Below are 12,518 nucleotides of genomic sequence, written 5' to 3'. Positions count from 1 at the left end.
CAATCTATGAAAACACGTGTTATTACTGCGATCGTGGGCATCATTGTACTGATCGGCGTGATGTTCACCTTCAACACTCTGATCTTTAATCTGGTCATCGCGGCCATTACGCTGATCGCCGTTCACGAGATCTACAGTGCCCTCGGCTTTGAAAAGAAGGACTGGCTGATGTATGCGGTTCTGGTGCCGTATACACTGCTGGTCATGACGAGCAATTATCAGGTCATGCGGCGGCTGGTGATGCCGGTGTCCTTTCTGCTGGTCACATTTTATGCCATCTATCTGGTGGTGCGCAACGGCACCATCAGCTATCAGAAGGCCAGCGGCCTGCTGATGTTCTCCGGCATCGTGATCTTCTGCTTCTATTCCTTTATCCGGCTCAAGGAGCTGCTGCCGGTGGAGCAGTACGGCTACGATGCGGTGTTCTTTATCCTGCTCATCCTCTGCTTTGCCTGGGGCGGCGATACCTGTGCCTACTTTGCAGGCCGTGCCTTTGGCAAGCATAAGCTCTGCCCGGTGGTCAGCCCCAAAAAGACCGTGGAAGGTGCTGTTGGCGGTGTTCTGGGCACCATGGCGTTTGGTGTGATCATCACGCTGGTATACTCGGTGGCAGCAAACCGGATGGAAGCCTTCACCCGCTCCAACATTGGCGTTTCCATGTATGTGATCATTGCGCTGCTGGGCTGCGTGGCGGCGGTGCTGGGCATTTATGGCGATCTGTTTGCCAGCGTGGTCAAGCGCCAGTGCGGCATCAAGGATTACGGCACCATCTTCCCGGGGCACGGCGGCATTCTGGACCGCTTTGACAGTGTGATGTTCATTGCACCCTTTGTGACCATGGTCATTACGGCGGTGTTCTACTATTAAGGGAGGAATATGTGATGTCGAAAAAAATCACTCTGCTGGGTTCTACCGGTTCCATTGGCACCCAGAGTCTGGATGTGATCCGTGCACAGGGCTATGAGGTGTTCGGCCTTTCTGCCCACAGCCATGTGGATAAAATTCTGCAGCAGATCGAAGAGTTTCATCCGCGCTATGTCTGCATGACCGATCCGGATGCGGCCCGCAGGCTGGATGCGGAGCTTTCCGGTCGTGCAGATGCGCCCCGGCTGCTGGTAGGGCCGGAGGGTCTTAAGCAGCTGGCTGCACTGGATGGCACCGATGTGGTGCTGAACAGTGTGGTGGGCATTGCAGGCCTTGGTGCCAGCCTGTGCGCGATCGAAAGCGGGCATGATCTGGCCCTTGCCAACAAGGAGAGTCTTGTCACCGGCGGTCATCTGGTCACACAGGCCGTGGCAAAGCAAGGTGTAAAGCTGCTGCCGGTGGACAGTGAACATTCGGCCATCTTCCAGTGCCTGCAGGATAAGGAGAGTGCCCCCAGCCTGACCAAGATCCTGCTCACGGCATCCGGCGGCCCCTTCTTCGGGATGAAGACCGAGGAGCTGCGCGGTAAGACCAAGGCGGATGCCCTCAAGCACCCCAACTGGAACATGGGCGCAAAGATCACCATTGACTCTGCCACCCTGATGAACAAGGGTCTGGAACTGATCGAGGCAGTGTGGCTGTTCGGCCTGCCGCCGGAGAAGATCCAGATCGTGGTGCAGCGCCAGAGCATCGTGCACTCGGCAGTGCAGTTCAGCGATAATTCGGTCATTGCTCAGCTGGGTGTGCCGGATATGCGCATTCCCATCCAGTATGCGCTCACCTACCCAAAGCGCGTACCCGGCGTTGTGCCGGAGCTGGACTTTGCCGCACTCAAGGTGCTCACCTTCGATGTGGCAGACGACGAGACCTTCCGCTGCCTTGCCGCCTGCAAAAAGGCCATCAAAAAGGGAGGTCTCGGCCCATGCGCCGCCAACGGTGCCAATGAGGAAGCTGTCAAGCTCTTCCTTGAGGACAAAATTGGCTTCCTCGATATTGGCCGTCTGGTGGAAGCAGTCGTGGACAGCGACAGCTTTGGCGGCGAGTATACCCTCAGCGATGTGTACGAGTGCGACCGCATGGCACGAGAGTTCGTGCGCGCACATCTTTGATCTTTAGGAGACGCAATGTCAATTTTTATCACCCTGATCGCCGCATTGATCGTGTTCAGCGCTGTGATCGCCATTCATGAATTCGGGCACTTTACCGTGGCAAAGCTCTGCGGCATTCAGGTCAACGAGTTTTCCATCGGCATGGGGCCGGCTTTGTGGAAGAAAATTTACAAGGGCACCCAGTACAGCCTGCGTGCATTGCCGGTAGGCGGCTATGTGGCGCTGGAGGGCGAGGAAAGCCCCGAGAGCCAGCAGGCCGAAGCGGCCCGCGACGAACGGGAAGCAGAGGACGAAAACCCTGTCCCGCCGGAGCAGCGCACCGGCATCCCTTTGAACGAGGCATCGGTATGGCAGCGTGTGCTTGTGATGGTGGCAGGTGCCTTCATGAATTTCGTGCTGGGCTTTGTGGTGCTGGTCATTCTTGTGGCAGCACAGGAAGGAGCCATCACCAGCAAGACCATCTATTCCATTGAGAACGATGCCCTCTGCGGCCAGACCGGCCTGCAGGCGGGGGACGAGATCGTTGCCGTGAACGGCAGGCGCTGCTTTGTGGCCAACGACATCCTTTATGAGCTGGTGCGCACCGAAGCCTATCGCGCCGATTTTACGGTCAAGCGGGACGGCCAGAAGGTGGAACTGTCGGACGTGCAGTTCAACACCTGGCAGGACGAGGACGGCCAGACCCATATGACCCTTGGCTTTACGGTGTACGGCATCAAAAAAACACCGCTCAATGTGTTAAAAGAAGCGTGGAACAGCACCCTGTACTACGGACGCATCGTGTTTACCTCGCTGGAAGACCTTGTGCGCGGACGCGAGAGCATCAACAATCTGTCCGGCCCGGTGGGTATCGTGACAGCGATCGGTCAGGCGGCAAGCTACGGCTGGCAGGATCTGCTGGAGCTGCTGGCCCTCATCACCATCAATCTGGGCGTGTTCAATCTGCTGCCCTTCCCGGCACTGGATGGCGGCAAGGTGGTATTTTTGATCATTGAGGGCGTTACCGGCCATGCAGTGCCGGAAAAGCTGCAGGGCACACTGACCATTGCGGCCTTTGCACTGCTGTTTGGCCTGATGCTCTTTGCAACCTATAATGATATCATCCGGCTTGTGACCGGTGCAATGTGAGCAAAAACAGAAAGGGGAGCTTTATGAGGCAGTTAAAACGGGAAGTGAAGATCGGCAATGTGACCATCGGCGGCAAGAATCCTATTGCGGTGCAGACGATGCTCAACGTGCCGGTGGAGGATATTGAGGGCAATGTGGCGCAGGCAAAGCGGTGCGAAGCTGCTGGCTGTCAGATCTTGCGCGTGACCTGCCCCAGCCCGGCGGATGCAAAGTGCATCGAAGCCGTCAAGAATGCGGTGAACATCCCCATTGTGGCAGACATCCATTTTGACTACAAGGCGGCTCTGGCCTGCGCAGATGTGGGCGTGGATAAGATCCGCATCAACCCCGGCAACATCGGCGACGATGACCGGGTGAAGGCTGTGGTGGATGCCTGTCAGCGCAAGAACATTCCCATCCGCATCGGCGTGAATGGCGGCAGTCTGGAAAAGCACATCCTTGCAAAATACGGCGCACCCACGCCGGAGGCCATGGTGGAGAGTGCACTGTACCATGTGCGCCTGCTGGAAAAATTCGATTTCAACAACATCGTCATTTCCATCAAGAACTCCAATGTGCCCCGCATGATGGAGGCCTACCGCCAGCTCAGCGCTGTCACGGATTACCCGCTCCATGTGGGTGTTACCGAGGCGGGTACCTACCAGATGGGTCTGCTGAAAAGCGGCATGGGCATCGGCGGAATGCTGCTGGAAGGCATTGGCGATACCATCCGCGTCTCGCTGGCCGCAGAGCCAGAAAAGGAAGTGGAAGCGGGCTACAACATCCTGCGCGCCGTGGGCTTCCCGGTAGCAGGCCCGGAGGTCATCACCTGCCCCACCTGCGGCCGCACCCAGTATCCCTGCACCGAGATCGCCAATGAGGTGGAAAAGCGGCTGCAGGGCTGCAAAAAATCCATCAAGGTGGCCGTGATGGGCTGCGTGGTCAACGGCCCCGGTGAAGCCCGTGAAGCAGACATCGGCATTGCCGGCGGCAAAGGCGAGGCGGTGCTGTTCATCCACGGCAAGCCCATCAAAAAGCTGACCGGAGACAACATCCTGGATCAGTTCATGGATGAGATCTATAAACTGTAAAATGGGAGAATGCTATGGCACTGCAAAACAAACTGGGCCTGACAGATGAACTGGAGCTTGCCCGTGAAGAGGAAAGAATCAGCAAACAAAAGGCGCTGGCGCTGTATGATACGGGTTTGCTGAATACTTTTCCGGTGGGAACATTTGCAGGCCTTGCAATGATCCATAAATATCTGTTTGAAGATATCTATGAATTTGCCGGTCAGATGCGCACCGTAAACATCGCAAAGGGAAATTTCCGCTTTGCACCGGTCATGTATCTGCGCCCGGCACTGGAAAGCATTGACCAGATGCCGCAGTCCACGTTTGATGAAATTATTGAAAAATATGTGGAGATGAACGTGGCGCACCCTTTCCGGGAAGGCAATGGCCGCAGTACCCGTATCTGGCTGGACAGCATCCTGAAAAAAAAACTGCATCAGGTGGTGGATTGGAGCCGCGTGGATAAAAGCGACTATCTGATGGCCATGGAGCGCAGCCCGGTGAAAGATCTGGAAATCAAGGTGCTGCTGCATAAAGCACTGACGGAACAGATCAATGACCGTCAGGTGTATATGAAGGGGATTGATGCAAGCTATCATTATGAGGGCTACCAGATTTTCAGAACAGAGGAACTTGCAAAGAAATAAAACCACATTTTTGCTGCCACACCTGCAAAAACGGGTGCGGCAGTTTGTGCTGTATAAAAAGGAGTACCATTTGTGACACCACTCGTATCCAACCTGTGGCCGCAGTTCATGGTGGACCCGGCATTTGCGGCCTGCTTCGGGCAGGTCATTGTGGAGCATGCGCAGATGCTGCGGCAGGAGCGGCAGGTCATTTTTACCCTGCGCAGCGGTGCGCCGCTGGACAAAGATCTCTGTGCCCGGCTGCTGGCATCCCTGCAGCCGGATTATGAGGGCTTTGAGCTGCGCATCCAGAACCTGTTTGGCTATGCCATGCTGGACGAAGCGGCCCTGCGCGATCTGATGGAAGAGATGAAGCGGGACGGCGTGCCCATCAATGGCTTTCTGGACCGGTGCAAGATCAACATCATCGGACAGAAGATCACCATCGGCGTATGCCATGGCACCAAGTTTTTGCAGGAGATGCACTTTGAAAAGCTGCTGGCAGAGCGCATTGCGGCCCACACCGGGGTAACGCCGCAGGTAACGCTGCAAAGCGCTGTAAGCGAAGCCGAGCAGCACCAGATGGAAGAAAAGCTGGAGCGCAAGATTGCGCCACCGGTGGTCAAGTTTGAGAAAAAGAACACAGCACCGTCCATCAAGGTGGATGGTCTGGACCTGACCGATAAGCCCGTCACCATTTTCCACGGCAAGATGTTCACCCCCAAGAACCTCACCCCGCTGAAAGATCTTGGCGGCGAGGGCGGCAAGTGCACGATCTGGGGCGATGTGTTCTTCTCGGAGGTCAAGGGAAACTTCCGCAAAATTTATACCGTATCCATCACCGATTATCAGGGCTCCATCAACCTGAAGATCCGCGCGCAGGAAGGTGAGGACTGCTCCAAGTGGGAGAGCCTTGGCAAAGGCACCACCCTCATCGTGCGCGGCGACTGCTCCTACGACAAGTACGAACACGATTATATCGTCTACCCCTACGATGTGCTCATCGTGGAGCGCAAAAAGCGGGAGGATACCGCACCGGTCAAGCGTGTGGAGCTGCATCTGCACACCAAGCTTTCCAGCATGGACGGCTTCTGTGATCCCGGCGGCATCGTCAAGCTGGCCCACCGCATGGGACATCCGGCCGTTGCCATCACTGACCACGGTGTGTGTCAGGGTTACCCGGAAGCCATGCTGGCAGCGGACGATATCCATAAATCAGACCCGGACTTCAAGTTGATCTACGGCTGCGAAGCCTACTTTGTGGACGACATGATCCCCTGTGTATACGGTGTGAAGGATCAGCCGCTGGACGGGGAGTTCTGCGTGTTTGATACCGAGACCACAGGCCTTGACCCCGGCGTGGAGTATATGACCGAGATCGGTGCCGTCATCGTGAAAAACGGCGAAGTGGTGGAGGAATTTGATACCTTTGTCAAGCCCGGCAAGCCCATCACCCCCAGGATCACCGAGCTGACCGGCATCACCAACGAAATGGTGGCGGATGCCCCCGGCGAAAAGGAAGCGCTGGAAGCCTTCCTCAAATTTGCGGGAGACCGCATCCTTGTGGGCCACAACGTCCACGCCTTTGATATGCGTTTCCTGCGCGCCGCCGCCAAGCGCAGCGGCATCAAGCTGGAGCCGACCTATATCGACACCCTAACCATGGCGCAGGCCATGTACCCCGGCCTGCACAACTACAAGCAGGGCACCATCAACAAGCATCTGGAGCTGCCTGCCTACGAGGCCCACCGTGCCTGTGAGGATTCTGCCGCGCTGGGCCGCATCTTCGGGGTCATGCTGAACGACCTGAAAGAAAAGCAGGTAGCGAAGGTAAGCGAGATCAACACCGGCCTTGGCGGCAACCGCGAGGTGCTGAAAAAGAAGTATTACCACCTCATCATTCTGGTCAAGAACCAGATGGGCCTGAAAAATCTGTACAAGATCGTCAGCGAAGCCCATGTGAACTACTTTTTCAAAAAGCCCCGGGTGCCCCGGAGCCTTTTGAACAAATACCGGGACGGCCTGCTGCTCACTTCCGCCTGCGAAGCCGGCGAGCTGTACCGAGCCATCGTGGATGGCACCAGCTATGAAGAACTGAAAAAGATCGCGTCCTACTACGATATTCTTGAGATCCAGCCGCTGGGCAACAACGCCTACATGGTGCGGGACGGCAAGGTGGACAGCGAAGAGGACATCAAAAACTTCAACCGCACGGTCATCAAGCTGGGCGAGGACCTGCACAAGCCGGTCATTGCTACCGGCGACGTGCACTTTACCGAGCCGGAGGACGCGGCTTACCGCGCTGTGTTGCAGGCGGGCAACGGCTTTAAAGATGCCGACAACCAGCCGCCGCTGTTCTTCCGCACCACGCAGGATATGCTGGCGCAGTTCTACTATCTGCCCAAGGAAAAAGCCTACGAGGTAGTGGTGAAGAACCCCCGCAGGATCGCGGCGATGATCGACAACAATGTTCGTGCCATCCCGCGCGGCACCTACCCGCCCAGCATCGAGGGCGCAGAGCAGCAGCTGCGCGATGCTACGTGGGAACACGCCAAGCGCGATTACGGTGACCCGCTGCCCGAAATTGTGGAAAAGCGGCTGCAGAAGGAGCTGGACTCCATCTGCGGCCATGGCTACGCCGTGCTGTACGTGATTGCAGTCAAACTGGTGGCCTATTCCAACGCGGGCGGCTATCAGGTGGGCAGCCGTGGCTCGGTCGGCTCATCGGCCGTGGCCCACTTCTCCGGCATCTCGGAGGTGAACAGCCTGCCGCCCCACTACCGCTGCCCCAAGTGCAAGCACAGCGAGTTCATCACCGACGGCAGCGTGGACGACGGCTTTGACCTGCCGGATAAAAACTGCCCCAACTGCGGTACCCGGATGCTGGTGGACGGCCACGACATTCCCTTCGAGACCTTCCTGGGCTTCTACGGCGATAAAGAGCCGGATATCGACCTGAACTTTTCCGGCGAATATCAGTCCAATGTGCACCGCTATACAGAGGAGCTGTTCGGCAAAGCCAACGTGTTCAAGGCGGGCACCGTGTCCGGTATTCAGGACAAGACCGCCTACGGCTATGTCAAAAAATATCTGGATGAGCGCGGCCGCACGGTGAACCATGCGGAGGAGAACCGCCTGACTCTGGGCTGCACCGGTGTCAAGCGCACCACCGGCCAGCACCCCGGCGGCATGGTCGTTGTGCCGGACACCTACGAGATCTACGATTTCTGTCCCATCCAGCACCCGGCGGATGATGTGGCAGGCGGCCTGCTGACCACCCACTTCGAGTTCAAGTACCTGCACGATACCCTGCTCAAGCTGGACGAACTGGGCCACGATATGCCCACCTTCTACAAGTATTTTGAGGAGTACACCGGTATCCCCATCGACAGCATCCCCATGAACGACCCCAAGGTGTACAGCCTGCTGACCAGCCCCGAAGCGCTGGGAGTGACCCCGGAACAGATCGACAGCCAGACCGGCACCTTCGGCATCCCGGAAATGGGCACCAACTTCGTGCGCGGTATGCTGGTGGAGGCACGCCCCAAGAACTTCTCCGAGCTGATCCAGATCTCGGGCCTGTCCCACGGCACGGATGTGTGGACCGGCAACGCGGACGAGCTGATCCGCAGCGGCACCTGCACCATTGCGGAGGTCATTGGCTGCCGTGACAGCATCATGCTGTACCTGCTGCGCAAGGGTCTGGAACCCAAGATGGCCTTTGATATCATGGAGGCCGTGCGTAAGGGCAAGGTGGCCAAGGGCGGTTTCAAGGATGGCTGGGAGGAAGCCATGCGGGAGCACGAGGTGCCGGACTGGTACATCGAGAGCTGCCGCAAGATCAAGTATATGTTCCCCAAGGCCCATGCCGTGGCCTACCTGATGTCGGCCATTCGTCTGATGTGGTTCAAGATCTACCGTCCGCCGGAGTTCTATGCGGTATACTTTACCGTACGCGGCGACGACATCGACTACGAAGCCGCTGTGGGCGGTGCGGCAGTGGCCCGCGCCCACATGGAAGAAGTCAAGCGCCGCCTGAAGGAAGAGAAGAACGCCAAGGACGAGGATGTGCTGGTCAGCCTGCAGCTCGTCAACGAGATGCTGGTGCGCGGCTACGAGTTTTTGCCCATTGAGCTGGGCAAGAGCCGCGGCTCCAAGTATGTGGTGGAGGACGGCAAGGTACGTCTGCCTTTCTCTTCGCTGAAGGGTCTTGGCGGTGCTGCCGCCGATGCACTGGAAAAGGTGACCATCCACGGCGAAGAATATATCTCGGTGGAAGAGCTGCAGCAGGCTTCCGGCGTCGGCAGCAGCATTCTGGACCGTCTGCGTCAGGTGGGCGCTCTGGGCGACCTGCCGGAGAGCAGTCAGGTGAGCTTCTTCTGAGGATCCTGAAAGCAAAAGTGCCTGCACGGCTTTAGCTGTGCAGGCATTTTTGCTTAAAAAAGCACCCGCGGCAAAAATCGCAGGTGCTTAAAAAATCAGCAGAACGGGGGAGTGTTTACTCCACGCTGATCATATAATAGTAAACGGGCTGGCCGCCGCGGATGTGGCTGACCTCAACGTGGTTCGGGCACTTTGCCTTTACGATCTCGGTCACTTTCTCGGCATCCTCATCGCTCACGTCGCAGCCGGAAATGATGGTGACGAAGCTGGAATCCTTCTTGCACATGCCGCGTGCCAGACGGTAGGTAGCTTTGGTGATATCGTTGGAGGTGGAAACGATCTTGCCGTTCTCCAGAGCCATGATCTCACCCTTCCTGATGCGCTTGCCGTCGTACTCACTGTCGCGGGCAGCATAGGTGATCAGACCGGTGGACACCTTGTCGGCAGCAGCCATCATGTTGATGGTGTTGGTCTCGGCGTTCACAGAGGGATCAAAGTTCAGCATGGCGGTAATGCCCATGGGCACGGTGCGGGTGGGCAGAACGACCACCTGACGGTCGGCCAGCTTCTGGGCCTGCTCAGCAGCCATGATGATGTTCTTGTTGTTGGGCAGCACGAACACGGTCTTTGCGGGCACGCTCTGGATGGCGGCGAGGATATCCTCGGTGGCAGGGTTCATGGTCTGACCACCGGAGACCACTGCGTCTGCAGCCAGATCGGTGAACACGGACTTCAGGCCTTCACCGGCGGCAACGGCAACAAAGCCATAGTCACGGCTGGGGTCCACAGCAGCGTAGACGAACTCGCTGGACTGAGAAGGGGCCTTCTCAGCAGAAGCCTGCTTTTCCAGGCTCTTGCCCTGCTTCTGACGGGCCAGGAACTGCTCGTGCATGTTCTCGATCTTGAAGTTGGTCAGGTAGCCATACTTGATGGCTTCGCTCAGGATCTTGCCGGGGTCAGCGGTGTGCACATGCAGGTTGATCACATCGTCATCCTCGATGCACACCACGCTGTCGCCGTTGGATTCTGCAAAGGCACGCATCTTTGCGGCGCTTGCACCCTCATACTTGTTGATCAGGAACTGGGTGCAGTAGCCGTTTTTGATGTCCTCCACCTTCATCAGGTCGTCGGTGAACACACCCTTGCCGGCGTTCTCGGTGGAGAGCTTTGCCTTGTTGGGAGCAGCCTCGCCGCCTGCCACGATGCCTTCGCCATGGAACACCTTGCCCATGCCCTCAAAGATGACCATGATGCCCTGACCGCCGGCATCCACAACGCCGGCCTTCTTCAGAACAGGCAGCAGGTTGGGGGTGTCCTCCAGAGCCTTCTGGCCGGCGGTCATCACCACATCCCACAGAGCGGGCACATCCTCGGCACCGCAGGCAGCAGCTTCCTCAGAGGCAATGCGTGCAACCGTGAGGATGGTGCCCTCGGTGGGCTTCATAACGGCCTTATAGGCACCCTCGACACCCTTCTTCAGGGCCTCGACAATGTCGGCAGCGGTGGCTTCCTTCTTGCCTTCCAGCGCCTTAGAGAAGCCGCGGAACAGCAGGCTGGTGATAACACCGGAGTTGCCGCGTGCGCCGCGCAGCATGGCGGAAGCAGCGGTCTTGGAAGCCTCACCCACGGTGCAGCTGTCGTCCAATGCTTCCAGCTCGCGCACAGAAGCACCCACGGTCATGCCCATGTTGGTGCCGGTATCGCCATCAGGAACAGGGAAAACGTTCAGCTCGTCCACGCGGGAGCGCTGATTGTTGATGTTGTTGGCGCCAGAGATAATGGCGTCACGCAAGATCTTACCAGAAATCATTCTTTTTTACTCCTTGTACTTGCCGGAAAAGCCCGGCGCATTCGGATGAACCAACAAAAATCAGGCGATCACATCGTCTACCGAAACCACAACGCGGGCAACCTTCAGGCCGGTAGCCTGCTCCACCTCGTCCTTGACGCGGTGAGAGATGCTGCGTGCGGCGGTAGAAATGTTCAGGCCATAGCTCACTGCAATGTGCAGTTCGATCACCAGACGACCATCCTCCTGCGTGACACGGACACCCTTTTCCGGGTAATCAGAACCGTGCACCATGCTTCTGACGGCATCGGTCATATCACGGGGTGCCATTGCGGCAACACCGTAACACTGTTTGGCTGCTTCACCTACCAGAGTAGCAAAATACCCGGACGTAAAGCTGACATCCCCCAGAGGGAAACGGGAAGTGATCATAGTCGCTCTGCTCCTTTATGTTATTTTCATAAAACACATTCAAGGTCTGGGGCGCAGCGACGGACAGATACGCATACTGCGCCGAAAAACACCCACATTATTATACAACTTTGGGGCGCGCTTGTACAGCGCAAAATGCTGGTATATCAACTTTTTGCGCAGGTTTCTGCATTGGCGGCATGGTTCGGGCGGTTTCGCACCGGGAAGGTGATAGCATAACGGACGCTGGTTGCTTTTTATCAAAACCGAAAGTATGACGAAAGAAAGCAAACAATCTGTTAAAAAAATATAAAAGGTGGGTGATAACTCTTTATCTGACTATGAAAAAGTGCTAAAATAAAAACAAGGATAGGGACTGCGGCGCAGGGTCCCGCTTGTGCGGACGAACTGCGTTATTTTTTGCGCACGGCGCGTGGAACAATGTTTAGGAGCTGTTGTCATGAATATTTTGTTTTTCCTTTCACCCAAGCAGGATCTGATGTATGTTTACGACGATTTTACCCTTCGGCAGACGCTGGAAAAGTGGGAGAATAACCGCTACGCATCCATTCCGGTGCTCAACCGGCAGGGAAAATATGTGGGCACCCTGACCGAGGGCGACATTCTCTGGGGGCTGAAAAAGTTCCATGGTCTGGATCTGGAAGCGGCTGAGGATATCCCCATTTCGGCCTTCCCGCACAAGCGCGACTACAAGGCTGTCACCGTGACCACCAGCATGGATCAGCTGATCGAAGCGGCCATGAACCAGAACTTTGTGCCGGTTGTGGATGACCGCGGCATCTTCATTGGCATCGTGCGCAGGCAGGCAATCATCCGTTACTGCTATGAGAAGGCCCGCACGGAGCAGCAGGCCCATGAGCAGCGCATCCCGGAATATGCCGCTGTGCATTGAACGATATAAATAGGTGGCCAGCCGTCCGGTTCCGCATCTGGAGCCGGGCGGCTTTTTGTCTGCAAAATGCGTTGAAGATCCGATTTATGGTACCTGTTGTGTGCGATAATACAGCCATGGAACAAAAACGTTCTGAAAAGCTGCAAAAAATGAGATACAGGAGGGAACACAGATGAAAGATTT

Annotated in this window: 9 protein-coding genes; 7 read left to right on the top strand and 2 right to left on the bottom strand. The window is 56.8% G+C overall.

The annotated features are described in order from the left end of the window. Window positions 1–6 precede the first annotated feature (6 nt). From DW937_RS09550 to DW937_RS09525, 6 genes are all read left to right on the top strand, one after another. A complete protein-coding gene (locus DW937_RS09550; protein WP_097777616.1) occupies window positions 7–867 on the top strand; it encodes a phosphatidate cytidylyltransferase in 861 nt (286 codons plus the stop codon). Between the two features lie 14 nt (window positions 868–881). After that, entirely contained in the window at window positions 882–2,033 is a 1,152-nt protein-coding gene (dxr, locus tag DW937_RS09545; RefSeq protein WP_120120777.1) for a 1-deoxy-D-xylulose-5-phosphate reductoisomerase, read from the top strand. Between the two features lie 15 nt (window positions 2,034–2,048). Beyond that, window positions 2,049–3,161 (top strand): site-2 protease family protein, encoded by a 1,113-nt coding sequence (locus tag DW937_RS09540; RefSeq protein ID WP_120020273.1) that lies wholly within the window; start codon window positions 2,049–2,051, stop codon window positions 3,159–3,161. After that, window positions 3,158–4,231, top strand: a complete 1,074-nt coding sequence (gene ispG / locus DW937_RS09535; RefSeq protein ID WP_256372179.1) for a flavodoxin-dependent (E)-4-hydroxy-3-methylbut-2-enyl-diphosphate synthase — start codon at window positions 3,158–3,160, stop codon at window positions 4,229–4,231. Before DW937_RS09540 ends, ispG begins: the two co-directional genes overlap by 4 nt. Before the next feature lie 14 nt (window positions 4,232–4,245). Further along, window positions 4,246–4,860 (top strand): Fic family protein, encoded by a 615-nt coding sequence (locus DW937_RS09530; RefSeq protein WP_120020271.1) that lies wholly within the window; start codon window positions 4,246–4,248, stop codon window positions 4,858–4,860. A 72-nt stretch (window positions 4,861–4,932) separates the two neighbouring features. Further along, window positions 4,933–9,222: a PolC-type DNA polymerase III gene (locus tag DW937_RS09525; RefSeq protein WP_243111457.1), complete on the top strand. Its 4,290-nt coding sequence runs from the start codon at window positions 4,933–4,935 to the stop codon at window positions 9,220–9,222. Between the two features lie 115 nt (window positions 9,223–9,337). On the opposite strand, the gene DW937_RS09520 is transcribed toward DW937_RS09525, so the two are convergent. Both DW937_RS09520 and DW937_RS09515 read right to left on the bottom strand, forming a co-directional pair. Further along, complete coding sequence (locus tag DW937_RS09520; RefSeq protein WP_097777621.1) at window positions 9,338–11,032, bottom strand: DAK2 domain-containing protein; 1,695 nt, start codon at window positions 11,030–11,032, stop codon at window positions 9,338–9,340. A 60-nt stretch (window positions 11,033–11,092) separates the two neighbouring features. Continuing rightward, window positions 11,093–11,443, bottom strand: coding sequence for an Asp23/Gls24 family envelope stress response protein (locus DW937_RS09515; RefSeq protein WP_005945874.1), 351 nt, complete (start codon window positions 11,441–11,443; stop codon window positions 11,093–11,095). 439 nt (window positions 11,444–11,882) lie between these two features. Between DW937_RS09515 and DW937_RS09510 the strand changes: the two genes are divergently transcribed. Further along, on the top strand, window positions 11,883–12,335 hold the full coding sequence (locus DW937_RS09510) for a CBS domain-containing protein (protein ID WP_097777622.1): 453 nt from the start codon (window positions 11,883–11,885) through the stop codon (window positions 12,333–12,335). Window positions 12,336–12,518: the final 183 nt, after the last annotated feature.

It is taken from the genome of Faecalibacterium sp. AM43-5AT (assembly GCF_003603345.1).
Taxonomy (GTDB): Bacteria; Bacillota; Clostridia; order Oscillospirales; family Ruminococcaceae; genus Faecalibacterium; species Faecalibacterium taiwanense.
Note: the sequence above shows the minus strand (reverse complement) of the source record. Positions and strands in the feature narration are given on the sequence as shown.